This is a genomic window from Streptomyces sp. NBC_01142, assembly GCF_026341125.1.
Taxonomy (GTDB): Bacteria; Actinomycetota; Actinomycetes; order Streptomycetales; family Streptomycetaceae; genus Streptomyces.
Window position 1 is genome coordinate 2412563 of the sequence record NZ_JAPEOR010000002.1, and the last position, 23060, is coordinate 2435622.

At 69.9% G+C, this 23060-nt stretch carries 22 protein-coding genes and 1 tRNA gene; 7 read left to right on the top strand and 16 right to left on the bottom strand.

Translation table 11 applies throughout. The annotated features are described in order from the left end of the window. Positions 1–265: 265 nt before the first annotated feature. From OG883_RS28340 to OG883_RS28355, 4 genes are all read right to left on the bottom strand, one after another. Positions 266–547, bottom strand: a complete 282-nt coding sequence (locus tag OG883_RS28340; RefSeq protein WP_266546439.1) for a hypothetical protein — start codon at positions 545–547, stop codon at positions 266–268. A 98-nt stretch (positions 548–645) separates the two neighbouring features. Continuing rightward, positions 646–1536 carry an SDR family oxidoreductase gene (locus OG883_RS28345; RefSeq protein WP_266546442.1) on the bottom strand — a complete coding sequence of 297 codons (891 nt, stop codon included), beginning with the start codon at positions 1534–1536 and terminating at the stop codon, positions 646–648. Continuing rightward, positions 1533–2540: an alpha/beta fold hydrolase gene (locus tag OG883_RS28350; protein ID WP_266546445.1), complete on the bottom strand. Its 1008-nt coding sequence runs from the start codon at positions 2538–2540 to the stop codon at positions 1533–1535. Before OG883_RS28350 ends, OG883_RS28345 begins: the two co-directional genes overlap by 4 nt. Beyond that, positions 2537–4147: an NAD(P)/FAD-dependent oxidoreductase gene (locus tag OG883_RS28355; RefSeq protein WP_266546447.1), complete on the bottom strand. Its 1611-nt coding sequence runs from the start codon at positions 4145–4147 to the stop codon at positions 2537–2539. Before OG883_RS28355 ends, OG883_RS28350 begins: the two co-directional genes overlap by 4 nt. Before the next feature lie 166 nt (positions 4148–4313). On the opposite strand from OG883_RS28355, the gene OG883_RS28360 reads away from it, so the two are divergent. Further along, complete coding sequence (locus tag OG883_RS28360; RefSeq protein ID WP_266549521.1) at positions 4314–4967, top strand: MerR family transcriptional regulator; 654 nt, start codon at positions 4314–4316, stop codon at positions 4965–4967. Positions 4968–5031: 64 nt separating this feature from the next. Here OG883_RS28360 and OG883_RS28365 read toward each other — a convergent pair whose 3' ends face one another. Both OG883_RS28365 and OG883_RS28370 read right to left on the bottom strand, forming a co-directional pair. Next, positions 5032–5628, bottom strand: coding sequence for a hypothetical protein (locus OG883_RS28365; RefSeq protein WP_266546450.1), 597 nt, complete (start codon positions 5626–5628; stop codon positions 5032–5034). A 19-nt stretch (positions 5629–5647) separates the two neighbouring features. Further along, on the bottom strand, positions 5648–6445 hold the full coding sequence (locus tag OG883_RS28370) for an exodeoxyribonuclease III (RefSeq protein WP_266546453.1): 798 nt from the start codon (positions 6443–6445) through the stop codon (positions 5648–5650). Between the two features lie 50 nt (positions 6446–6495). Here OG883_RS28370 and OG883_RS28375 point away from each other — a divergent pair, with 50 nt between their 5' ends. Both OG883_RS28375 and OG883_RS28380 read left to right on the top strand, forming a co-directional pair. Next, entirely contained in the window at positions 6496–6996 is a 501-nt protein-coding gene (locus tag OG883_RS28375) for a GNAT family N-acetyltransferase (RefSeq protein ID WP_266546456.1), read from the top strand. A 110-nt stretch (positions 6997–7106) separates the two neighbouring features. After that, positions 7107–8051, top strand: coding sequence for a serine protease (locus OG883_RS28380; protein ID WP_266546459.1), 945 nt, complete (start codon positions 7107–7109; stop codon positions 8049–8051). A 254-nt stretch (positions 8052–8305) separates the two neighbouring features. Here the strand turns inward: OG883_RS28380 and OG883_RS28385 are convergent, their stop codons facing one another. Then, positions 8306–9568 carry an MFS transporter gene (locus tag OG883_RS28385; protein WP_266546462.1) on the bottom strand — a complete coding sequence of 421 codons (1263 nt, stop codon included), beginning with the start codon at positions 9566–9568 and terminating at the stop codon, positions 8306–8308. Between the two features lie 311 nt (positions 9569–9879). On the opposite strand from OG883_RS28385, the gene OG883_RS28390 reads away from it, so the two are divergent. Continuing rightward, positions 9880–10419, top strand: a complete 540-nt coding sequence (locus OG883_RS28390) for a hypothetical protein (protein WP_266546464.1) — start codon at positions 9880–9882, stop codon at positions 10417–10419. Between the two features lie 204 nt (positions 10420–10623). On the opposite strand, the gene OG883_RS28395 is transcribed toward OG883_RS28390, so the two are convergent. Beyond that, the gene (locus tag OG883_RS28395; RefSeq protein ID WP_266546467.1) at positions 10624–10941 is read right to left on the bottom strand and encodes a helix-turn-helix transcriptional regulator; all 318 of its coding nucleotides are present in this window, start codon (positions 10939–10941) and stop codon (positions 10624–10626) included. Between the two features lie 46 nt (positions 10942–10987). Between OG883_RS28395 and OG883_RS28400 the strand changes: the two genes are divergently transcribed. Beyond that, a complete protein-coding gene (locus OG883_RS28400; RefSeq protein WP_266546470.1) occupies positions 10988–11944 on the top strand; it encodes a hypothetical protein in 957 nt (318 codons plus the stop codon). A 71-nt stretch (positions 11945–12015) separates the two neighbouring features. Beyond that, positions 12016–13764 carry a hypothetical protein gene (locus tag OG883_RS28405; protein ID WP_266546472.1) on the top strand — a complete coding sequence of 583 codons (1749 nt, stop codon included), beginning with the start codon at positions 12016–12018 and terminating at the stop codon, positions 13762–13764. A gap of 235 nt (positions 13765–13999) precedes the next feature. Here the strand turns inward: OG883_RS28405 and OG883_RS28410 are convergent. The 7 genes from OG883_RS28410 to galU all read right to left on the bottom strand — a co-directional run bounded on the left by OG883_RS28410 (position 14000) and on the right by galU (position 19485). Further along, positions 14000–14073, bottom strand: a tRNA-Ala gene (locus tag OG883_RS28410). Between the two features lie 88 nt (positions 14074–14161). Continuing rightward, positions 14162–15295 (bottom strand): gephyrin-like molybdotransferase receptor GlpR, encoded by a 1134-nt coding sequence (gene glpR, locus OG883_RS28415; RefSeq protein ID WP_266546475.1) that lies wholly within the window; start codon positions 15293–15295, stop codon positions 14162–14164. Positions 15296–15431: 136 nt separating this feature from the next. Beyond that, a complete protein-coding gene (locus tag OG883_RS28420) occupies positions 15432–16043 on the bottom strand; it encodes a GNAT family N-acetyltransferase (RefSeq protein WP_266546478.1) in 612 nt (203 codons plus the stop codon). Positions 16044–16060: 17 nt separating this feature from the next. Next, a complete protein-coding gene (locus OG883_RS28425) occupies positions 16061–16540 on the bottom strand; it encodes a molybdenum cofactor biosynthesis protein B (RefSeq protein ID WP_266549524.1) in 480 nt (159 codons plus the stop codon). Between the two features lie 185 nt (positions 16541–16725). Continuing rightward, complete coding sequence (gene moaC, locus OG883_RS28430) at positions 16726–17205, bottom strand: cyclic pyranopterin monophosphate synthase MoaC (protein WP_266546481.1); 480 nt, start codon at positions 17203–17205, stop codon at positions 16726–16728. A gap of 71 nt (positions 17206–17276) precedes the next feature. Then, positions 17277–18578, bottom strand: a complete 1302-nt coding sequence (gene glp, locus OG883_RS28435) for a gephyrin-like molybdotransferase Glp (RefSeq protein WP_266546482.1) — start codon at positions 18576–18578, stop codon at positions 17277–17279. Between the two features lie 4 nt (positions 18579–18582). Then, a complete protein-coding gene (gene galU, locus OG883_RS28440; protein WP_266546485.1) occupies positions 18583–19485 on the bottom strand; it encodes a UTP--glucose-1-phosphate uridylyltransferase GalU in 903 nt (300 codons plus the stop codon). A gap of 94 nt (positions 19486–19579) precedes the next feature. On the opposite strand from galU, the gene OG883_RS28445 reads away from it, so the two are divergent. After that, positions 19580–20182 (top strand): 5-formyltetrahydrofolate cyclo-ligase, encoded by a 603-nt coding sequence (locus OG883_RS28445; protein ID WP_266546488.1) that lies wholly within the window; start codon positions 19580–19582, stop codon positions 20180–20182. An 18-nt stretch (positions 20183–20200) separates the two neighbouring features. Here OG883_RS28445 and OG883_RS28450 read toward each other — a convergent pair whose 3' ends face one another. Then, a complete protein-coding gene (locus OG883_RS28450; protein ID WP_266546490.1) occupies positions 20201–23011 on the bottom strand; it encodes a penicillin acylase family protein in 2811 nt (936 codons plus the stop codon). Positions 23012–23060 lie beyond the last annotated feature (49 nt).

Genomic DNA, 23060 nt, shown 5'->3' on the forward strand with positions numbered 1-23060 from the left:
CGCTCCCGGCAGGGGCGTGGAGGCACCCGCACCCCACAACTCCTGGCGGGCGGCGGCTTCTTTCCCACCCGCCCGCGTTCCCGGCGGCGCGAAGCTGCCGCTCCCCGCAGGGGCGTGGGGACACCATCCCCCCCACAACTCAGGGCGGGCGGGTGGGAAACGAAACCGCTCCCGCCCCAACCGCCCCGCACGCGAAGAGGCGTACCCGTCGTCACGGGTACGCCTCTTCATCCGCCGCAGCGCAGTGCGCAGCGCGCAGCCCGACTCAGGCGTCGTAGTCCTGGTCGAACCTGTCCTGCGCCTCCTGCATGGCCTCCTCGGTGGACTTTTCCCGGGGCCTGTCCTTGGGCTTGTCCTGCGGCCTGCCCTTCGTCCGGTCCTGGGACCCTTCCTTCGTCCGGTCCTGGGACCCTTCCTTCGTCCGGCCCTGGGACCTCGACGCCCGCCCCGACGCCTCGCCCTGCGTGCCACCCGTCTGCTGCTTCGCCCGCTGTGCCTGCTCCTTGAGCTCCTGCGCCTTGTCCTGGAACTGGTCCTTGCTGCCCATGAACATTCACTCCTAGAAGGGTGAGTGGGAGACCGGGAGCCGATACGACCCCTGGGCCTCGACCAGCCTGACACGCAAGGACATAGCCCGCATTTTGATCAATGACCCTGTGTGTGCGACGTACGCGCCTCCTCGTCCGCCGCCCCGCCCGCTCCCACGAGCCCCTTCCCGACCCCCTGCAGCCGCGGCTCGAAGCGCCGCATCTCCCGCTGCCCCACTGCCCCGATGAGCCCCGGCAGATAGCCCCGTACCGACTGCATCCCCCGCAGCCACCACTGCGCGTACACATGCGACGACCGCCGTTCGATCCCGGCCACGATCCGGTCCACCGCCGGGCCGAGCGGATACGTACGGTTCGACGGCCACGGCAGCCGCTGCCGCAGCTCCCGCATCACCTCGTCCCGGTCCGCGCCCCGCACCATGTCCGTGTCCGTCCAGGACAGATAACCGACCCCGACCCGCACGCCCTTGTACCCGACCTCCGCCCGCAGGCTGTGCGCAAACGCCTCCACACCCGACTTCGACGCGCAGTACGCCGTCATCATCGGCGCCGGCGTGATCGCCGCCAGCGACGCGATCTGCAGGAAGTACCCCCGGCTCTCCGTCAGCACCGGCAGGAACGCCCGGCCCGTCACCGCACTCCCGATCAGGTTGACCTCGATCACCCGCCGCCACGCGACCGGGTCCGAGTCCACGAACGGACCCCCCGAAGCGACGCCCGCGTTCGCGACGACGATGTCGACCTTGCCGAAGCGCGCCTTGACCTCCTCGGCGACCCGGGCCATCGCCTCGTGGTCGGTCACATCGGCATGCCACCAGTCGCTCTCGGTGTGCAGCCTGCCGGAGACCTTCTTCAGCTCGTCCGGCTCGAGACCCACCAGCGCCACCCGCGCGCCGCGCGCCGAGAGTTTGCGGGCCAGCAGCTCGCCCACGCCGCGCGCCGCGCCCGTGACGACGGCTACCTGACCCTCCAGGCCGGTCCTGCTCATGCGACCTCCTCCTCGGCGCTCGCCTTCACGCCCGCGCCTGTCTTTGCCTTCGCCTTCACGTTCGCCTTCACGTTCACGTTCGCCTTCGCCTTCACGTTCGCCTTCACGTTCAGGTACGTACCGACCAGCTCACGGATCTTCGCGGTGACGGCCTCCGGGGCCTCCACCGGTGTCATGTGCCCCATGCCGGCGAGCTCCACGACCTCCAGACACTCGGGCAGCGCGGCGGCCAGCCGCTGGGCGTGCACCGGTGGGGTGAGCCGGTCCGCGGTGCCCGCCAGCACGACCGCGGGCACTCTCAACTCCCGTACACCGGCTCCGAGATCGAGCTCACCGAGCACATGCGCCCAGGCCACCCGTGAAGCCCGCGGGCAGGCGTGCACGATACGAGCGCACTCCGCGACCCGCTCCGGCGCCGAACCGGGGCCCATCGTCCCGTACTTGAGGATGCGCCTGGAGAGCGGCGTCACCGGCCCGAGCGGCGCCCGCGCCCCGAGGATCATCCGGGTGAGCCGGGTCCGTATACGCCCGGGGCGCAGCGGCAGCACCAGCGACTCCGCGACCAGCCCTGCGCTGCCCGTACTGCACAGCAGCACGGCGGCCGCGTGCTCCCGGAAGGCGGCCCGCCCGGATGCGGCCATCAGCGTCATCCCGCCCATGGAGTGCCCGGCGAGCACGGCCTTCTCGCCCGGAGCGAGTACGGCCCCGAGCACCGCTTCCAGGTCGTCGGCGAGGAGGTCCGCACCGACGGCGGCCGACGGCGTACGGCCGTGGCCCCGCTGGTCGTAGACGACGACCCGGTGGTCGGCCGCCAGGTCCCGCACCTGGGCTGCCCAGAAGTGCGTGGAGCAGCTCCAGCCGTGGGCGAGCACGACCGTGGGCGCACCCTCGGGACCGTGCACCTCGACGTGGATCCGCGACCCGTCGGCGGAGCCGGCGGTCAGTTCACGATCGGCAACGGGAGGGGCGGGAGAGAAGCCCGTCCGTCGCAGCAGTCGGCTCATCGCACGGCCTCCGCGTCCTTGACGACCGTCGTCGTCCCCGACGCCGAGGGTGCTGACGCCGACGGCGCTGACGCTGAAGGCGCCGGCACCGAAGGCGCCGTCGCCCGCACGACGTCGTACTCCGCGAGGTCCACCGCCCGCGTCGCACTGCGGAACTCGCCGGTCGTCCCCGGCCAGATCGTGGTGTTGCGGCCGCTGGAGTCCAGGTACCAGCTGGTGCAACCACCCGTGCTCCACACGGTCCGCTTCATCCGTTCCTGTACCCGGCGGTTCCACGCGTTCACGGCCGACGGCCGGGCGGCGAGCGCGGCGCGGCCGCCCAGAACGTTCAACTGCCGCATGTAGTCGGCCATGTAGTTCAGCTGGGACTCGATCATCAGGATCATCGAGGAGTTCCCGAGCCCGGTGTTCGGGCCGATGATCGTCATCCAGTTGGGGAAGCCGGCCGCGGTCGCGCCGCGCAGCGACTCCATCCCGCCCTTCCACACCTCAGCAAGCGTGATCCCCTCGGCACCCACCACCCGCTCGGCGATCGGCATGTCCGTCACATGGAATCCCGTACCGAAGATGATCGCGTCGACCTCGGTCTCGGTGCCGTCGGCGGCCACCAGCGTCGACCCGCGCACCTCGCTGAGCCCCGAAGCGACCAGATCCACATTGGGCCGGGCGAGGGCGGGGTAGTACGAACTCGACAGCAGGATGCGCTTGCAGCCGATGCGGTACGACGGCGTCAACTTGACGCGCAGGGCAGGGTCCTTGATGGACTTCGCCATGTTGGCCCTGGCAAGGGACTCGATGAGGCCGAGCTGATTCGGCCGCTTGGTGAAGGCCTGGACCTGCAACTCCCGGATGCCCCACAGCAGTCCGCGCCGCGCGGCCCCGGTGAACGGCAGCCGGCGGTGCAGCGAGCGCTCCGCCCCGCTGATCTTGCGGTCCATCCGCGGCATCACCCACGGCGGGGTCCGCTGGAAGAGCGTCAGCCGGGCGACGTCCGGCTGGATCGACGGCACGATCTGGATCGCCGAGGCGCCGGTCCCGATCATCGCGACGCGCTTGCCGCGCAGGTCGTAGTCGTGGTCCCAGCGGGCGGAGTGGAAGACCTTGCCCGGGAAGTCGGCAAGCCCCGGAACCTCGGGGATCTTCGGATCCGACAGCGGCCCGGTCGCGGAGACGACGACGTCGGCGGTCAGCGTCCCCTGCGAGGTCTGGATCTCCCAGCGCAGCTCGGCGTTGTCCCAGCGCATCATCCGCACTTCGTGGTTGAGGCGGAGATGGGAGCGGAGCCGGAAGGTGTCCGCGACATGCTCGAGGTAGGCACGGATGTGCTCCTGCCCGGAGAAGGTGCGCGGCCAGTCGGGGTTGGGGGCGAAGGAGAAGGAGTACAGGTGCGAGGGCACATCGCAGGCGCACCCCGGATAGTTGTTGTCCCGCCACGTCCCGCCGACCGCGTCCGCGCGCTCCAGGACGACGAAGTCGGTGATCCCTTCGCGGCGCAGCCGGACGGCGGCTCCCAGACCGCCGAACCCGGATCCGATCACCGCCACACGTACATGCTCGTGCTCGTCGTGCTCGTGTCCGCGCTCGTGCTCGCGCTCGTGCTGGCCCATGCCGCCGCCTCCCGCTGACATCCCAACGCCGCCAGCAATCACTGGCATGGTTGGGAGGGTAGAGCAGCAACATACCGAGCGGTAGGGGTCAGGCCGGGGAAAGTTACCCGCGGTACAACATAGGCTGGCGAACGTGGCAGAAGGACAAGCAGGACGCGAGTACCGCATGGAGGAGCTGGCCAAGGAGGCCGGCATCACGGTGCGCACTCTGCGCTTCTACCGCGAGCGCGGGCTGATTCCGCCGCCACGCCGCGAGGGGCGCATCGCCTGGTACGACGACCATCACCTGGCCAGACTCCGTACGATCGCCGCCCTGCTGGAACGCGGCCACACGCTGAACGGCATCGCGGATCTCGCCACCGCCTTCGAGAGCGGGCGCGACGTCGGCGAGGTGCTCGGCCTCGGCGAACCCACCGAGGAAACTCCGGTCCGGCTCACACCGGAGGCGCTCGCCGACTATTTCGAGGGCGAGGTCACCCCGGAGAACCTGGCTGCCGCGCTGGACCTCGGCTATCTGGCGACGGACGGCGAGGAGATCGTCCACATCAGCCGCCGCCTCCTGGACGTCTCCGCGGCACTGGTCCGGGCGGGCGTCCCACTCGCCGCGGTCCTGGACGCGGGCCGCCGCGTCCGCACACACGCGGACGCGCTGGCCGAGCTGTTCGTCGACATACTGCGCGCGCACACGGCGGAGACGGAGATGGACCGGCTGCGCCCGCTGGCCAAGAGCGTCGTGGAGGCGGAACTCTCGATGGCCCTGGACCGCCGTATGCGCGACGCGTCAGCCGCCACCCGCACGGAGCCGAGCCGGCCGGGCTAGCCGAGCCGGCCGGGCTAGCCGAGCCGGGCTCACAGAGTCCGGGGAGCCGGCCGGGCCGGCCGGGCTAGCAGAGTCCGGGGAGCCGCCCGGCGACCGTGACGATCTTCTCCGAGCGGTAGGCATCCAGGTCCGCCGCGACCCAGGACTCCCCCGCGCGCATCCGGTGGAAGCGGAAGGTCGCGCTGGAGTCGTTCGCGGACACAAGGCACTGCACGGGAACCGGCGGTTCGAGGGCTCCCGCCAGTCGGCAGACCTCGGTCGCGAGGGCGAACCCGTGCTGAAGGAGCAGCAGCTGTACGTCCTCGTCAAGCGCAGGCACGCCGTCTTCGGAGACCGTCGTGCGCACCGGGACGAAGTCCTCCAGATGCAGGCTGGTGACGGAGCACTCCCAGCCGGTCAGGTCGGGGAAACCTCCCGGAACAACACCGTCACGGGACCCGGAACCGGAACCAGTACCAGTACCGGCACCGGCACCGGCACCGGCACCGGCAGCTGGACCAGCCCCGGCCCCCGCCCCGGCCCACATCAGCACCTGCCCCCGGCGGACGATCCCGCGCGCCACCCGCTCCGCCAGCGCCGGCGCCAGCCCTCCGGCCGGCCCCCATGCCCCCGGCGCGCACCGCGCCCCGAGAGCCTCGGCCGCCGCCTCGTTCAGCAGCACACTCAGCACGGCAGCGGCGTCAGAGCTCGTAGACCGCCGTCACCGGCGCATGGTCGCTCCACCGTTCGCCGTGCGTCGCCGCCCGCTCGACCCACGCCTTCACCGCGCGCTCCGCCAGCCGCTCCGTGGCCACCTGGTAGTCGATGCGCCAGCCCGTGTCGTTGTCGAAGGCACGCCCCCGGTACGACCACCAGGAGTACGGCCCCTCCTGGTCCGGATGCAGCGCCCGCACCACGTCCACGTACGCCGCCTCGCCGAAGACCCGCGTCAGCCACTCCCGCTCCTCGGGCAGGAACCCGGAGTTCTTCCTGTTGCCCTTCCAGTTCTTGAGGTCGGCCTCCTGGTGGGCGATGTTCCAGTCGCCGCAGACCACGACCTCGCGCCCGTCCGCCGCCGCGCGCGACTTCAGCTCGCTCAGATACGGCAGGAACTCCGCCATGAACCGCATCTTCTCGTCCTGTCGCTCCGTCCCCACCTCGCCCGAGGGCAGATACAGGCTCGCGACCGTGACACCCGGCAGGTCCGCCTCGACGTACCGCCCGCTCCCGTCGAACTCGCTCGAGCCGAATCCGATCCGCACCCGGTCGGGCTCACGGCGCGTATAGAGGGAGACACCCGCTCGGCCCTTCGCGGCGGCCGGGGCGTGCACCGTGAACCAGCCCTTAGGCTCCCGGACCTCGTCGGGGAGCTGATGTGCCTCGGCCCGCACCTCCTGAAGGCAGATCGCGTCGGCGGCGGTGCCGGCCAGCCACTCCACGAAGCCCTTCTTCGCTGCGGCGCGGAGCCCATTCACATTCACGGTTGTCACGGTGAGCATCCCGGCACCATACCGACCACCCGTCCCGGCAGACACGTACGCTGATTCGCATGCATTTCCGAACCGTGGCGTACGACCACCCCGACGCCGTCAAACTCAACGACGAGGTCCAGCTCGAATACGCCGAGCGGTACAAGGACGACGGCGGGAGTGAGGGCGACGTCACACCGCTCGACGCCACGATGTTCGCACCGCCCCACGGTCTCTATCTCCTCGCGTACGACGATCAGGACCGGCCCGTCGCCAGCGGCGGCTGGCGTTCCCAGGACGAGAACGAGGCGGGCTACTTGGACGGAGATGCCGAGCTCAAGCGCATGTATGTGATCCACGAGGCCCGCGGCCTGGGTCTCGCCCGCCACATCCTCGCCGCCCTGGAGGACGACGCCCGCGCGGCCGGACGCACCCGCATGGTCCTGGAGACCGGCATCAGACAGCCCGAGGCGATCGCCCTCTACACCTCCAGCGGCTATGCGCTCTGCGCGCAGAAATTCGGCCACTACCGCGACTACGAGAACAGCCGCTGCTTCGCGAAGCTCTTGTCGCGCCCCTGACATATCCAAGATTCCCGTGGCACTCTGCCTCACGCACGCCGATCCGCACCGCCTCATCCCCCACCCTGCCCGCGCGACACCACGCGCGGGCACGGCAGAAGGAGACATGCGTGAGACGCCATCGCACCGCCGCCGGAATCCTGTTGGCCGTCGGCACTCTGCTCACCGGCGCACTGTCGGCCACCACCGCCGGCGCCGCCCCCTCCCCGGCTTCCCCCACGGTCTTCAAGCAGCAGCAGACGAAGGGCTTCTGGACCGCGGAACGGATGCGCAACGCCACCCCGCTGGACCTGCTGCCCCTCACCCGTGACGGGCGCAAGGCGCTCAAGGCCCCCGAGCCGAGCGGCACGCCGACCGCAGTCGCCCCCACCGCCTTCCCGCAGGCCGGCGGCCCGTGGACGGGCGGCGGCGCCGTGGTCAAGACGTCCGGTCGGGTGTTCTTCACCATGCAGGGCCGTACGGCTTCCTGCTCCGGCAACTCGGTCACCAGCCAGAACGGCAGCACGGTGATCACCGCGGGCCACTGCGTGAAGTACCAGGGCGGCTGGCACACCAACTGGGTCTTCGTGCCCGGGTACAACAACGGCCAGGCTCCGTACGGACAGTGGAGCGCGACCAAGACGCTGGCCACCGACCAGTGGGCGGCGAGCGAGAACATCAACTACGACGTCGGCGCGGCCGTCGTCGCCCCGCTGAACGGCAAGAAGCTCGCCGATACGGTCGGCGCGCAGGGCCTGTCGTTCAACGGCGGCTACAACAAGGCGATGTACGCCTTCGGCTTCCCCGCGGCCTCCCCGTACGACGGCTCGAAGCTGATCCACTGCAGCGGGAACAGCTCGAAGGACTTCCTGTTCTCGCAGGACCACAGCCTGGGCTGCAACATGACGGGCGGATCGAGCGGCGGCCCCTGGTTCACCTCGTTCGACGAAGCCACCGGCACCGGTCTGCAGGCCTCGGTGAACAGCTTCGGCTATATCTTCCTGCCGAACCGGATGTTCGGTCCGTACTTCGGCAACGAGGCCAAGGCGCTCTACGACAAGGCGCAGGCGTCCTGACCCGACCCCGTCCGGCCTGACGTGACCTGAACCGGCCCTGCCCGGACCGAGGCCGGGCAGGGCCGGCCCGCCCGGCCTCGGCGACACAGCAAAGAGCCCCTGCCGGATTCCCCGGCAGGGGCTCTCAGTTGCTGTTGTGGGGTGTTCACGAGTGCGTCTGACCAGCATCGGAGAAGCAGCCTGAAGATCGCTTCCCAGATCGTCAGAGATCGTTTCCCAGCCACCAGCCTCGCCGAGAAAGCTGTCGACCTCCATCAGCTGGTGACGTCATCGGTGTCCCGGTCCTCGACGCGATCTGATTCTCCCAGGTCGGGGGCTGCTACGTGTGTCCGCCCACGGCTACCAAGGAGGCAGCTGACCGCGGCGGTGGCCGCTGCGGTTCCGGCAACGAGTAGCAGGACGCGGTAGTCCACGAGCACAAGCAGACCCGCTCCGGCAGCCAGGGCTACGGCGTTGGGGGCGTAGAGGAGGGTGTTGGCGGTGGCCGCCACTCTGCCCAGGAGGTGGTCCGGGGACTCGCGTTGGACGGCCGTCAGAGCTGCGATCAGCACGCAGGGCAGCCCCGCGCCGATCATCGCGCTGGCAAGCAGAACAACTGGCTCCGAGGGAATGACGCGCAGGGCGACGCCCGCTGCGAACAGCATGATCCCGGCTGCGGCGAAGACCCGTTCGGGCATCCGCCGCAGCAGAGCACCGGCGAACAGCCCGATGACCACGGAGCCGATGCCCTGCGCGGCGTAGAGGATCCCGGCGAAGGCGGGCGGACGGTGAAGACCAGCGTCGACCACCGCATAGACCGACGCTCCGTTCAGCCCGGCCACGCCCATGGTTGCCGCCCCGGCCAACACCAGCCGCCACAGAACCGGGTGGTGTCGCAGATAACGGATTCCCTCGGCGGCCTGGGCACTCCATCGTTGGGCTTCAGCCGGGCGGGGCGCGGGTTCCGACACGCGTATGAGGGCGAAAGCTATCGCGGCAAGCACGAAGGTGACCGCGTCCAACAGGGCCACTGCTGTGCCGCCAAACTGAACGAACAGAAGCGCGCCCAGAAGCGGGGCGACCAGTTTCATGCCCTCGTTCGCCGTCATCCGCAGGCCGTTGAAGTCGCCGCGCAGTGTTTCCGGTACAGCGGTCGCTACCAGTGCGGCCTCCGCCGCATCCAGCAGTACCGAGCTGGTGCCGTACACGATCAGTACAGCAAACAGAATCCAGATCTGGTCGCTGGAGTGGACGGTGAGAAGCGGCAGCAGCACCGCGGCCATGCCGAGATTGGTCCAGATCAGCAACGGCCGCCGGCGCGCCCGGTCGGCCAGTGTCCCGATCAGCGGGCCGAACAGAATGGGCGCCCATACGCAGAAGGTCGTCAGGGCAGCCAGACTGTCCGACCCGGTGAGCGACTTGGTCCACACACCGGCTGCCAGGGCCATAGCAGAGCTACCGAAGCCCGAGACCACCACACCGCTCAGGTAAAACACCACATTGCGGTCGCGTAAGACCCGCCCTCCGCCCCAGTCCATCCCCTTGCCCCTTCCACCGCCACGAAGACCCAGGCGCACCCCCGCCCGGCGTATGGAAAGCATTCTGCCCGCAAGCACCAGGGCGGAGGCAGGCCGTGCCCGTAGCGGTGAGCCTTTGACCGAGCAAGAGGCCCGCCGTGGTGGGCGGGAGTTGTCCGTCTGCGGTTCGCTGCGGGCTCAAGGCGATCGCGGGCGGTCGATTGGGGGCATTTGCGGTCACCTTCTGCGATCTTGCTATGGCCGCCCCTACGTTTAGCTGGGGCTCGGAGTGCCGTCGGGCTCGGGGATCGGCAAGCGAAGGCGAGGCCGGGATGACGCCACTGTTCGAGCGTCTGGATCAGGAAGAGGCGGTTGTTCGTGGCGAGTTGGATGCTCTGCGCGAGAAGGTCGCGGCGACTGAGAAGCGGCTGGCTCATCTGACGATCACTCGGGAGACGCTGTTGTCTCTGGGCGCCGAGGAGCACGTCAACCAGGATGACGGTACGCAATGGCCGCCGGAGAGCCCCGCAGCCGAGCCGATGCCGAATGGCCTTGCCCCCGATCCCCAACCCGCCGATGCGGAAGTACCTGCCAGTGGGCCCGTTTCGGCCGGCCCGTTGGAGTGGGAAGTGGCGCGAGAGCGGATGTTGGTGCTGCTTGCGGGGGCGGGTCGGGCGATGAAGGTGCAGGACATTGCGTCGGCGATCGGCGAGGACGTCTCGACCATGTCGAAGGGCCGGCGGGTGGAGACGACCAGGTCCCGGCTGAAGCGTCTGGTGAAGGAGGGCCGCGTGACTGAAGGTCCGACGGCCTGGTTCACGATCTCTCCGGTCGATGCCGGCAAACCACGGCAGGGGGATCCTCGGGGGTGAACCGGGGCCGCGGGCGCGCGGCAGGAGAGGGTGGCACCGCCGAGGGATTACCCATCGACTCGGCGGTGCCGGGTGCGTGAGCGCCGTCTGACAGGTGGCTCCCGCGTTCTCGAGGGTAGTTGAGGCAGTCTCCTCTCGATGTGCGGAGCCACGAACTTCGTCATGCCCGGTCGCTGCTTGGCGTCTTTGGGCGTGGATCGAGGCTCAATGCGTTCTTTTGCGATCGGTGTTGGTGCCGTCCGGCCACAGGGTGGTGCCGGTGAAGTGGGCAAGGCGGGCGACGGTGGCCACGTCCGGCCAGGACCGTCCCGCGACGAGGTCGGCGATGACCTGCCGGTTCACTCCGGAGCCGGCGGCGGTCGCGCGCAGGCTCAGGCCCTGGTCGTTCAGGACCAGGGCGAGGGTACGTGCGATGAGGCGGACCGCTTCGGCGGCCACGTCGGCACTCGGCTGCTCGGGCCAGGCTTCCGGATCGTCGGTCAGCTCCCGGGGGGAGCGTGCGCGGGCGCGTCCGCCGACCATGCGCGCACCATCCTTCGTTGAAGTTGATCAGCTGTGGAATGGCTGCTTGTCCAGCCGGTATGTATGGACCGTGGTCCTTGATCCCGTTACGTCCCTGAAGATCACTCGCTATCGGCCCAGGAGCGCTCCGCCGGTCTGGGCCGAGGTCGCTCCGCTGGTGCGGTCGATCGTTGCCGCGGCCGTGACAGCCGTCCCTTATGACGTGGAGCGGTTGCTGCATGTGGTCGGCAGGCTGGCGTTGTGGGCCGAGGCGGCGGGGCTCGAACGGTCCGCGGACGCGTGGTTGCGCAATGAGGTGATCGACGCGTTCGTGCTCTCGCGGGTGGGGGAGATCGAGGGGGCATCGGTACGGACGTACCGGACGTGGCTGCTGCGCGTCCGCGACGCCCTCGCCTGGAGTGAGCGCGGGGAGGCGTCCCCGGCGCGGATGCATGCGGACACAAGCCCGCATCAGCCTTACTGCGCGGCCGAGTTGGCGGGACTGCGGCACTGGGCCACTCATCTGCCCCGTCAGCAGCGGACCGACGCGCTCGCGTTGCTGGGGCTGGGCGCCGGCCTGGGCCTGATGCCAAAAGAGGTCGCGGCCAGCCGAGGTCTCGATCTGTGCCGTCCGAGCAGAGGCGGACCGCTGCTGCACCGGGGCGTCGAGCGGCTGGTCCCACTGGTCGCCAGGGCAGCCTGGGACACAGTTCTGGGGGAGCTGGCAGAAACGGCGGGCGGCGGCTACCTGTTCCGGCCGAGGCGGACCGTCGAGTACGCGAAGAACCTGATCGGCTCCTGGTCCCTGATCCACCGGCCGCCGCAGGAGCTGCCCGCGGTGTCGGTCGGCCGGCTGCGGGCGACGTGGATCGTCGAGCTGATGCGCGCGCACATCGATCACCAGCTGATCGCCCAGGCGGCCGGGCTCGCTTCCGCCGCGTCTCTGGCCCGCTGGCAGCACCTGGTCCCACCCGTGGACGAGCTGACTGCGGCGCGTCTCTTGCGAGGCCCGGAGGCGAGGTGACCAGACCCCGGGCCTGGCGAAGCCCGGAGAAGATCAAGCAGTGTCGGCCTCGACCGGTCACCGACGCACCGATGGAGATCCCGGACTCCAAGGTCGGACAACTCGACGCGCTCCTGCGCGAGTCCGGAGTCCTCCATCTGATCGACACCGAGCTGGGAAATCGGCCAGGCCCCAAAGGGCTCCCGGTGCGGACCGTGCTGGTGGGATTGCTGCTGGCGCTGCACTATCACCGGAGCGCCAGCCTCGCGGTTGTCTCCCGCGTGCTCCTCGATGAACTCCGGGCCCCTGCGCGCTCCTGGCTCGGCGTTCCGGAGGGCAGTCGCGCCGATGACCACGCCAGGATCGCGTTCTCCCGTCGCATCTACCGCTCCTTCGACCGGCTGACCACAGTCCTCGACCCTTACCGCTGCGACCGGCGCAGCCGCCTGCCGGCCGAAGAGCCCAGAGCTGTCGCTGCCGCCTGGGAAGATGCGGACGCCGAGCGCAAGCGTCGGCGAGAGCTGTTGCAGGAGATCAGTGACCGTCTGGTGCTGGTCACCGTCCGCGCTGCCCACCGCCGGGGCCTGCTCAAGGGATGGCAGGGCGATATCGGAGCCGACACCACTCCGGTTCCCGCCTGGCACCATCCGCCCCGCGAACGGCGGGGCCTCGCATCCGTCGAACTCACCGCCGGCTGGCACTACTGCGGGGGCGCTGAGGAAGGAATCTTCGGACACTCCGCCAGTCTTCTGGTCGCTGCCAGCCGACGACACCGCGCTGGTCACCCGCAGGCCGGTGAACGCGTCAGCCGCCACCCGCAACTGGCGCTCGGCCTCGTCCTGGACACCCCGGGCAAGCGCATCGGCCCGAACACAGTCCACTCCCTGACCCAGCTTGCCCCGCTCGGCTTCCCGACAGGGCTGCTGGCCGCCGACCGGGCCTACACCGACCAGATGACCGAGCACTTCGCCCAGCCGGTCCGCACCCTGGGCTACCAACTGGTTCTCGACTACAAACAGCAACACCGTGGCGTCCAGGGCACCCACCAAGGCGCCCTTCTCGTCGACGGATCCCTCGCCTGCCCCGCCATGCCGCCCGCACTGGCCCACGCAACCACAGGGCTCAACGACAAGGCCGTACGCGACCTCGATGACGGCACCGAGCTCAGCGAGCGGATCGCGGGCCGGGAACCGTACTACCTCAAGCTCAAGGAGACCGCCGACGAGCGGGGCGCGGTCAGGCTCCAGTGCCCGGCCAGCGGGCCCTCGCCCGCCGTGGTGTGTCCCCGCTTCAACCAGGTCCACCCCGTCCCGGCACCACGGCCGGCCGTGGTCGACCTCACCGACAAGCGGGCCACCGCCGCACACACTGCGGCCAAACCCACCATCCCGATCCCTCAAGGTGAACGACTGCGACCCCTGCCCCAGGACGAGCTGCCGCGGATCTGCCAGAAGCCCACGATCACTGTCCGCCCCGGCGCCCTCGGCAAGCTCGACAAGTTCCGCCAGAACCGGCACTACCTCCACCCCACCTGGCAGGACGCCTACCGGCCCGAGCGAGCGAACATCGAGGGCCTCAACGGCAGGGCCAAGAGCCACGGCATCGATATCTCCGACCCCACGAAGCGGCTCGCCCACGGGCGGGTCGCGCAGACCATCCTGCTGGCGCTGATGATCTGCAGCATCAACCTGCACATCCTCTTCAGCTGGCAGCAGACTTCTCGAACACAAGCGAACCGGACGACCCACGGAGTCGCCGCGCTCGCCGGATCGGCATCCACGCCCCCCGACGCGGCCGGGCTGCCGCCGCCCACAGGGCCGGAGACCCGCGAGACCATCTGAGACCCCATCACCACACGCCGGGATCAAGCACGCCCGCCGACAGCCCAGAAACGCCTCACGCACCCGAACCACCCCGCAACATCAGGCCGACGACCGCCCGGCACCGCCTCCGACACCGATCGCGTTCGGACACTGCCTCGAACAGACCCCGGAAACGCCAAGATCCCGCCCGATCAATCAGATCGGACGGGATCTTGTGAACTCTTCCTGAGCTAACTCAAGAACAGTCGTGTTGTGGACCTGTGGGGATTTGAACCCCAGACCCCCTCGATGCGAACGAGGTGCGCTACCAGACTGCGCCACAGGCCCTTGCAACGAGTGAAACTCTAGCATCCCCCTCGGGGTGCTTGGAAATCCGTTCCCCGCTGGTCACGGACCCCTGCCGGTGAGGCTCGGGTCACTCGTTGGCGGCGCGGGGCCGGTCCTCGTCGGCGTACTGGTCGAAGAGCGGGGTGCGGCCGCGGTCGCGGCTGCGACGCGACGCGGACGTGCGCTGACGCGGGGGCGCCTCGGCCGCCGGGGGTGGTGCCGGAGCCGGGGTCGGCTCCGCGGTCGAGGAGCGGGCCGCGCTCCAGGTCTCCGGGTCGCTGACGTCCACGCCGCTCGTCGCGCGCGGGGCGACGGGCGCGGTGACGTACGTCGGAAGCGGGACCGGGACCGGCTCCCAGCTGTCGCCGCGCGCCGGACCGCGTTCACGCTGCTGGTCCACCCACTCCGCGTGGTCCGTCTGCTCGACCAGCGCGCGGCGGCCGGCCTCCTGCGGGGAGAGCGCGGCGGCGGGCTCGGGCTCGGGCCGTGCCTCGGGTTCCTCGTCCGGTTCGGCGGCGGGCGCCGGAGCGGTCTGGTGCCGACGGGGACGGTTCTCGCGAAGCCGCTGCGCAGCGGCTTCGGCCCGGCGCCGGTCCATGACGAACACGAAGCGGCGTCGCTCCTGGCCGCGCAGATGCATGATGTATGCGCTCAGGAGCACCGCCGGCAGGGCCGGGGCCCAGAGGAAGCCGAGTCCGCCGACCGCGGCGATGATCGCGCCGAGCGTGAACGCGAGGAAGAGGACCATGGTGGTCCGTCTGCGGCGGGCCAGGACCTTGGTGCGCCGGGCGCGCTCGGCGGCGGCGCCGCGCTGACGCTGACGCGGGGGCCGGGGCTTGCCCGTCGCGGACCTGGCCGCAGACGTGGCCGCCGCGGGGTCGGCCTCCGGGTCGGTGCCGGGCGCGGGGCGTCCCGGGACGTCCAGCCGGGCTTCGGTACGGGGCCGGGGCGCGGCAAAGGCCCGGACGTCCACGGAACTCAAACGATCCGTGGCGGCATCCGGGTCCGCGTCGGGCTCCGCCTCCTCGGCGGTGCGCTCCTGCAGCTCCCTGGCGTACCGGCGCTCCATCGCCCCGCGTCCGGACAGCAGCCGGATGGCGGTGGAGAAGCGTTCCGTCGGACGGGCTTCATTGAGCTCGTCCTGCCTGCGGAGCCACATCGGCACCAAGTAGGCGGCCCAGGCCCCGACGATGACTGCGTAGATGAGGCCGCTGCTGCTCACGCATCACACCGTAGAGGGATTCGCGCGAGGGGATCCGCCAATTGGCCCGGTGTGTCGCACGATCTGGCTGATATCACGGACTTTTTTTGTGATTGTTCAGATCACATCATGGTCAGCGGCGATCGATTTCGAACACTTATTTCATTTCCCATGGCGTCCCGGGTCGTGCCTGGTGCCAGCGGTGGACCAGTCCTTCCGGGACCTCTTCGGCCGTGAGCGCGAAGACCAGATGGTCCCGCCACGCCCCGTCGATGTGCAGATATCGGGGGCGCATCCCCTCTTCCCGGAATCCGAGTTTCTCCACGACCCGGCGGCTGGGGCCGTTCTCGGGGCGAATGCAGACCTCGATGCGGTGCAGCCCGACCGTACGGAAGCAGTGATCGACGGCGAGCGCGACGGCCGTCGGCATGACACCGCGGCCCGCGACCTGCCGGTCGACCCAGTAGCCGACATGGCCCGAACACATCGAGCCCCAGGTGATCCCGGCGACCGTCAACTGGCCGACGAGCTGCCCCTGGTACTCGATGACGAAGGGCAGCATCCGCCCGGCGTGGGCCTCGGCGCGCAGATGGCGGACCATCTGGCGGTACGTGGGGCGCCGGGCGGCCGGCCCGCCGGGGGCGGGCGGTGGAATGGTCGCCTCCCAGGGCCGGAGCCAGTCGCGGTTACGCCGGTTGACCTCACGCCATGCTCGCTGGTCGCGCAGCTTTATCGGGCGGAGAGCGACGTCGCCGTCCACCAGGATCACCGGCCAGGAGAAGGCGTTCAGCTCGGACTCCCGGCAGGTCTGGGATGGTCTCCGCCACGGATCTGGTCGACGGCGTGGAGAAGGAGCTGCTCCAGTACGGCCAGCCCGTCACGCACCCCGCCGCTGGAACCGGGGAGATTGACGACCAGGGTGCGGCCGGCCACCCCCGCGAGGCCCCGGGACAGGGCCGCGGTGGGCACCTTCTCGCGGCCGTACGCGCGGATCGCCTCGGGGATGCCGGGGATCTCGTGGTCCAGGACCCGGCGGGTGACCTCCGGAGTGCGGTCGGTGGGCGAGATCCCGGTGCCGCCGGTGGTGAGGATGACGTCGTACGCGGCTGCCACCCCGTCCCGCAGCGCCTGCTCGACCGGGTCACCGTCCGGGACGACCCGTGGGCCGTCGACCCGGAAACCGAGCGCGGCCAGCCCCTGGGCGAGGATCGGGCCGCCCTTGTCCTCGTAGACGCCTGCGGCGGCACGGTTGGAGGCGGTGACCACGAGGGCTCTGTACGGCGCGCTGTCCGCGTCGCCCGGCCGCGCATCGCCGGAAACCTCGGTGGCCTCAGTGGCCTCAGTGGCCTCGGGGGTCTCCGGCGTCCTGGGGACCTCGGGGGCTCCCGGGACCTCCTGGCCGGGCCCGTGGCTGTGGCTGTGCACCTCGCCGCCACGCGGCGGTGACGGGCTCATGAACGGCTCCAGTCGCCGGACTTGCCGCCCGTCTTCTCCTCGACCCGGATGTCGGTGATGACGGCCGCCTTGTCGACGGCCTTGATCATGTCGACCACCGTGAGCGCGGCGACCGAGACCGCGGTCAGGGCCTCCATCTCGACGCCCGTACGGTCCGTGGTCTTCACGGTGGCCGTGATCTCCACCGCGTCGTCGGCCACCGACAGGTCCAGCTTCACTCCGGAGACGGCCAGCGGGTGGCAGAGCGGGATCAGGTCGGGCGTGCGCTTGGCGCCCATGATTCCCGCGATGCGCGCGGTCGCCAGGGCGTCGCCCTTGGGAACGCCCTCACCGCGCAGCAGCTCGATGACCTGCGGTGAGACGAGGACCCGGCCACTGGCGCGGGCCGTGCGCGCGGTGACGTCCTTTGCGGAGACGTCGACCATTCGGGCCGCACCCGCCTCGTCGATGTGCGTCAGCCTGCCGTGGGTACTCATTTGCTGTGGCGCTCCCGGTCCTGACCCTTGGGGCCTGTGTGGGCAGACACGGTACCGCCACAGCCCGCCGGTCACCCGATGAGGACCACTTCGACCTCCGCGCCGGGCTCGACCGAGGTGTCCGCCTCCGGGACGACGATCAGGCAGTCGGCATGGGCGAGGGCCGCGATCAGATGGGAGCCGGAGCCACCCACCGGGGTGACGGAGCCCGGCTCGGGGTCGTACGCACCACGCAGGAACTGGCGCTTGCCGGAGGGGGACGAGAGCGGCTTGTCGGCCTTCAGGACCGCCCGGACCGTCGGCCGGCGGACGTCCTCGAGGCCCATCAGCGCCCGGATGGCGGGGCGCACGAACAGCTCGAAGGAGACGTACGACGAGACCGGATTGCCCGGCAGCGCGAGCAGGGGGGTGTGCTCCGGGCCGATCGAACCGAAGCCCTGCGGCTTGCCGGGCTGCATGGCGAGCTTACGGAAGTCGATCCCGCTGCCCGGCACGTCCTCGTCGCCCACCGACGACAGCGCTTCCTTCACCACGTCGTACGCGCCGACGCTCACCCCGCCCGTGGTGACCAGCAGGTCGGCGCGGATCAGCTGGTCCTCGATGGTGGCGCGCAGCGTGTCCGCGTCGTCGGTGACCGCGCCCACCCGGTAGGAGAGGGCGCCCGCGTCGCGCGCGGCGGCGCACAGCGCGAAGCTGTTGGAGTCGTAGATCTGGCCCTCGCCCAATTCCTCACCCGGCTGGACCAGTTCGCTGCCGGTGGAGAGCACCACGACACGCGGTCGGGGCCGTACGCGCACGGTGCCGCGGCCGATCGCGGCGAGCAGGCCGATCTGCGGCGGGCCGAGGACGGTGCCCGCCTCCAGCGCCAGGTCGCCCGCCTGGACGTCGCTGCCGCGGGCGCGCACATGGGCGCGCGCCTCGACCGGGCGGTGGACGCGCACCTCTCCGCTCGCGCCCTCCGGAGCCTCGCCGGCCGGGCGCATCGTCGTGGCCGCTCCCCCGCCGGTGCCGCCGTCGGTCCACTCGACCGGGACGACCGCCTCCGCGCCGGGCGGCAGCGGGGCGCCGGTCATGATCCGCGCGGCCTGGCCGGGGCCGACCGTGGGCAGCCCGCCGCTGCCGGCCGCCACGTCGCCGATGACGGTGAGGACCGCGGGGAACTCCTCGGTGGCACCGGCGACATCGGCCGTACGGACCGCGTACCCGTCCATCGAGCTGTTGTCGAAGGGCGGCAGGGCGACCGCGACCGTGACGTCCTCGACCAGCACACAGCCCTGGGCGTCCGGCAGTTGCAGCTCGATGGGGTCGAGCGGGCGGATCGTGCCGAGGATGTCCTCCAGGTGGTCGTCCACCGACCAGATCGTGCTGCTCACGGTCCTACATCTCCTCGGTCACATAACTGCGAAGCCAGGTCCGGAACTCCGGGCCCAGGTCTTCACGTTCGCACGCGAGTCTGACAATTGCGCGCAGATAGTCCCCGCGGTCGCCGGTGTCATAGCGGCGGCCCTTGAAGACGACGCCGTGCACCGGGCCGCCGAGCTCCTCGTTGTCGGCGAGCTTCTGGAGCGCGTCGGTCAGCTGGATCTCGTTGCCGCGGCCCGGCTCGGTCTTGCGGAGTATGTCGAAGACCGCGGGGTCCAGGACATAGCGGCCGATGATCGCGAGGTTGCTGGGCGCGTCGGCCGGCTGCGGCTTCTCCACCAGGTCGGTGATCCTGACGACATCGCCGTCGGCGGTGGGCTCGACGGCCGCGCAGCCGTACAGGTGGATCTGGGCCGGGTCGACCTCCATCAGGGCGATGACGCTGCCGCCCTCCCGCTCCTGGATCTCGACCATGCGGGCCAGCAGCGGATCGCGCGGGTCGATCAGGTCGTCGCCGAGGAGGACCGCGAAGGGCTGGTCGCCGACGTGCGGGGCGGCGCACAGCACGGCGTGCCCGAGGCCGCGGGGGTCGCCCTGGCGCACATAGTGCATGGTGGCGAGGTCGCTCGACTCCTGGACCTTCGCGAGACGTTCGGCGTCGCCCTTGCGGGTGAGCGCCTCCTCCAGCTCGTAATTGCGGTCGAAGTGGTCCTCGAGCGGGCGCTTGTTGCGGCCCGTGATCATGAGTACGTCGGAGAGGCCGGCCGCGACCGCCTCCTCGACGACGTACTGGATCGCAGGCTTGTCGACGACAGGCAGCATCTCTTTGGGAGTGGCTTTCGTGGCCGGCAGGAACCGGGTACCGAGGCCTGCGGCAGGGATGACAGCCTTGCTGATCCTGGGGTGCGACTGAGTCATGCGCAGCACCATATCCGGTATGTATGGGCTGAAGATGAGCCTCCGGTTAACTTCATGCTCATAAATGCTCATACGAGAGGTTTACGAACGGACAATGAGCGACAACGTGTACCGAAAGAGTGCGGTACGGCATGAACTCCTGGCCGCTCGGAGTCTCCTGTCTCCTCAGGACGTTACGGACGCCGCCGCGGTTCTCGCCCGTCGGGCCCTGGATCTGCCCGAACTGTCCGAGACGGGCACGGTCGCCGCATATGTCTCGGTGGGGCGCGAGCCGGGGACGCGCACGCTGCTCGACGCGCTGCGCGCGCGGGGCGTACGCGTCCTGCTCCCGGTCCTGAAGGCGGACAACGACCTCGACTGGGGCGTGTACGAGGGCGCGGAGCATCTGGTGCGCGCGGGCCGCGGCCTGCTGGAACCGGACGGGGAACGGCTCGGGGTGCAGGCAGTGCTGGAGGCCGACGCCGTGCTGCTCCCCGGCCTCGCGGTGGACGGCCGCGGGATGCGGCTCGGCCGCGGCGGGGGTTCGTACGACCGTGTCCTCGCGCGTCTCGCGGCAGCCGGCGCCGACCCGGCACTGGTGGTGCTGCTGTACGCGAACGAGGTGGTCGCGCGGGTCCCGGAGGAGCCGCACGACCACCCCGTGCACGCGGTGGTCACACCTGAAGCCGTGAGGCGCTTCACGCGCCCCGGGGAGTGAACCCCGGGGCAGTGAGCCTCAGGGAGTGAGCTTGAGAGTGTCGACGGTCTTCCCTGTCACGGCCTGCTCGCTGTAGGCCCAGTCGAGGAGTTCACCGTCGACCCACTTGTCCGTCTGATCGGTGTAGTGCGCGTTGTACGCGTGCCCGGACGCACCGGTCAGGTTGATCCACCGGGACTTGTCCCAGTCGCCGACATTGACGACCATCCGCATCGACGGCACCCAGATCACGTCGTAGCCGCTCGCCGCGTTCCAGCCGGAGGCATTGACCGCGGCCTCGCCGCCGCCCAGGTTCCACGGCCCGCGGTTGAGTACGAACTGCAGGAAGCCGGGCCCCTCGGTACCGAGGGTCTGGTTCTTCAGCGTCAGCTGGTGCAGCCGGCCCCAGCTCCAGCTGGAGGCGTCCTTGCCGAGCTTGGCCGTCAGCTCCCAGCGCGCGTCCTCCATGGCCCGCCCGAGCAGCTCGTCACGGGTGTCGGTGGCGGAGTCCGTACGGGTCTGCGGAGACTGCCACCAGTTGTTGTTCTCGTCCTTGAGGAGCCCGCGCACCACCTCGAACCAGCGGTCGCTGCCGTCCGGCTGCGCCGTCTCGGAGTCGCGCTCGCCGCACTCCCGTACCCGCTCGTTGAGATCGTCGTCCGGGGCCGAGCTGTCGGCCGGGCGCACGCTGAGGCACTCGCCCTCGATCCGGAGCTCCTTGGGGAGCTTGTTGCCGAAGGCCAGCTTGAGGACATTGCGCCAGACCCCGTTGAAGTACGCGGCGGCGCCGGAGTCGGGCCCCTGGGTGTAGTCCCAGCCCTCCAGCAGCTTCTGCGCCTCGCGGACGTACGGGTCGGAGATGTCGATCTTCAGCAGATACGGCGTCAGCAGCTTGGCGATCTCGCTGCTGTTGTCCATCTGCATGGTGCGCATGTCTTCGGTCGAGATCTTGCCGCCGCCCTGGATCTTCGACTCGATGAGGTCGTTGATCCGCTGGCTGCGGGCACCGTAGCCGTAGTCCTCGGTGAGCAGGTACGGGTACTTCTTTGCATCTATCACCGACTGGTTGGCGGTGACGATGTAGCCGCGGTCCGGGTTCTCCTCGTACGGCAGCTCGTCGAAGGGGATGTAGCCCTTCCACTTGTACGCCGGGTCCCAGCCGGGAGCGGGCGTCCTGCCGTCGCCCTCCGCGCGGACCGGGATCTTCCCGGGCGCCTGGTAGCCGATATTGCCCTTGGCGTCGGCGTAGACGAGGTTCTGCGAGGGAACCTCGAACTTCGACGCCGCCTTGCGGAACTGCTGGAAGTCCTTGGCCCGGTTGAGCTCGAAGACCGCGTCCATGGAGTTGCCCGGCTGCAGTGCGGTCCACTGCAGCGCGACGGCGTATCCGGCGCCCCGGTCCGGAGCGGAGTTGGAGACGGGAGCCTTCTGGCCGACGGTCTCCAGCTCGGTACTGCGGTCGGAGACCAGCGGGCCGTGGCCGGTGGAGCGGACCCTGATCGTCTTGGAGCTGCCGCCCGCGACCTTGATGACCTCTGTGCGAGTGGTCAGCCGCTTCTCCTCGTTGCCCACCTGGTAGCGGTCGCCGCTGAGCTTCTCCAGGTAGAGGTCGGTGACATCCGCGCCGAGGTTGGTGAAGCCCCAGGCGATCTCCTGGTTGTGACCGACGATCACGCCCGGTGTGCCGGAGAAGGTGTAGCCGGCAACGTCGTGCCGGCAGGCGGCCGTGGCCTTACGGCAGTGCAGGCCCATCTGGTACCAGAGGGAAGGCAGCTGCGGCGCGAGGTGCGGGTCGTTGGCCAGCATCGGCTTGTTGGTCGTCGTGTACTTGCCCGAGACGACCCATGAGTTCGAGCCGATGCCGCTGCCGCTCGGGCCGAGCAGCGCCGGGATGGTGTCGAGGGTCTCCGAGAGCGCCGAGAGCTGGGAGTTGAGGCCCTGGGTGGCACCGGCGGCGCTGTTCGCGCCGCTGCCCGTACCGGTACCAGTGCCGGTACCCGTTCCCGTTCCGGTACCAGTGCCAGCACCAGTACCGGTCCCGCCGCCGGACCCACTGCCCGTCCCGCCGGACGGCTTGGCGTCCGGGTCGAACTTCCCGGTGACGGGGTCGAGGCCGCCGCCGCCGACGATCGGCTTGTTCCTGTCGTACGGATACGACGGGTACAGCTCCTTGATCTGCTGCTCGCTGAGCCTGCTGGTCAGCAGCGAGCGGTCGATCTCATCCTGCATATTGCCGCGCAGGTCCCAGGCCATCGCCTTGAGCCAGGCCACCGAATCGACCGGCGTCCACGGCTCGGGCTTGTAGTCGTTGGTGAACTCCAGGGCCGCGTACTCGACGGAAAGGTCCTTGCCCTCGCGCCCCTTGAGGTAGGCGTTGACACCGTCCGCGTACACCTGGAGGTACTTCTTCGTCGCGGGCGAGAGCTTGGTGTCGTACTCCTGCTGCGCCACCTTGCGCCAGCCGAGGGTCCGCAGGAAGGCATCCGTCTCGACCTGTCCGGATCCGAACATCTCGGAGAGGCGGCCTGCCGTCATATGGCGGCGGACGTCCATCTCCCAGAAGCGGTCCTGCGCCTGGACGAAGCCCTGGGCGCGGAAGAGGTCTTCGTCGCTGTCCGCGTAGATCTGCGGGATACCGAAGTCGTCGCGCTTGACCTCGACCTGGCCTTTGAGGCCGTCGAGCTTGAGGGTCCCGGTGGTCTGCGGGAACGAGGCGCGCACGGTACTGATGCTCCAGTACGTCCCATATCCGACACCTGCGACAAGCGCCAGCACCAGGACGATCACGAGCAGGCGGGCGCGTCGCCCCTTCTTCTTCTTGGGGGAAGAGGCGGTTGTGTTGGCGGGCATCGCTGTCCTTCGAGGGGCAGGGTGGTCCTGGAGTGCTGGAGCAACTGTA

Excerpts from the sequence above, each read along its gene's own strand:
- galU (WP_266546485.1), bottom strand. The coding sequence starts at position 19,485 with ATGACTCAGTCGCACCCCAGGATCAGCAAGGCTGTCATCCCTGCCGCA.
- OG883_RS28345 (WP_266546442.1), bottom strand. The coding sequence starts at position 1,536 with ATGAGCAGGACCGGCCTGGAGGGTCAGGTAGCCGTCGTCACGGGCGCG.
- moaC (WP_266546481.1), bottom strand. The coding sequence starts at position 17,205 with ATGAGTACCCACGGCAGGCTGACGCACATCGACGAGGCGGGTGCGGCC.
- OG883_RS28445 (WP_266546488.1), top strand. The coding sequence starts at position 19,580 with ATGAGCGACAACGTGTACCGAAAGAGTGCGGTACGGCATGAACTCCTG.
- OG883_RS28350 (WP_266546445.1), bottom strand. The coding sequence starts at position 2,540 with ATGAGCCGACTGCTGCGACGGACGGGCTTCTCTCCCGCCCCTCCCGTT.
- OG883_RS28450 (WP_266546490.1), bottom strand. The coding sequence starts at position 23,011 with ATGCCCGCCAACACAACCGCCTCTTCCCCCAAGAAGAAGAAGGGGCGA.
- OG883_RS28340 (WP_266546439.1), bottom strand. The coding sequence starts at position 547 with ATGGGCAGCAAGGACCAGTTCCAGGACAAGGCGCAGGAGCTCAAGGAG.
- OG883_RS28355 (WP_266546447.1), bottom strand. The coding sequence starts at position 4,147 with ATGGGCCAGCACGAGCGCGAGCACGAGCGCGGACACGAGCACGACGAG.
- OG883_RS28395 (WP_266546467.1), bottom strand. The coding sequence starts at position 10,941 with ATGGTCGGCGGACGCGCCCGCGCACGCTCCCCCCGGGAGCTGACCGAC.
- OG883_RS28375 (WP_266546456.1), top strand. The coding sequence starts at position 6,496 with ATGCATTTCCGAACCGTGGCGTACGACCACCCCGACGCCGTCAAACTC.
- OG883_RS28360 (WP_266549521.1), top strand. The coding sequence starts at position 4,314 with ATGGAGGAGCTGGCCAAGGAGGCCGGCATCACGGTGCGCACTCTGCGC.
- OG883_RS28405 (WP_266546472.1), top strand. The coding sequence starts at position 12,016 with ATGGAGATCCCGGACTCCAAGGTCGGACAACTCGACGCGCTCCTGCGC.
- OG883_RS28385 (WP_266546462.1), bottom strand. The coding sequence starts at position 9,568 with ATGGACTGGGGCGGAGGGCGGGTCTTACGCGACCGCAATGTGGTGTTT.
- OG883_RS28390 (WP_266546464.1), top strand. The coding sequence starts at position 9,880 with ATGACGCCACTGTTCGAGCGTCTGGATCAGGAAGAGGCGGTTGTTCGT.
- OG883_RS28370 (WP_266546453.1), bottom strand. The coding sequence starts at position 6,445 with ATGCTCACCGTGACAACCGTGAATGTGAATGGGCTCCGCGCCGCAGCG.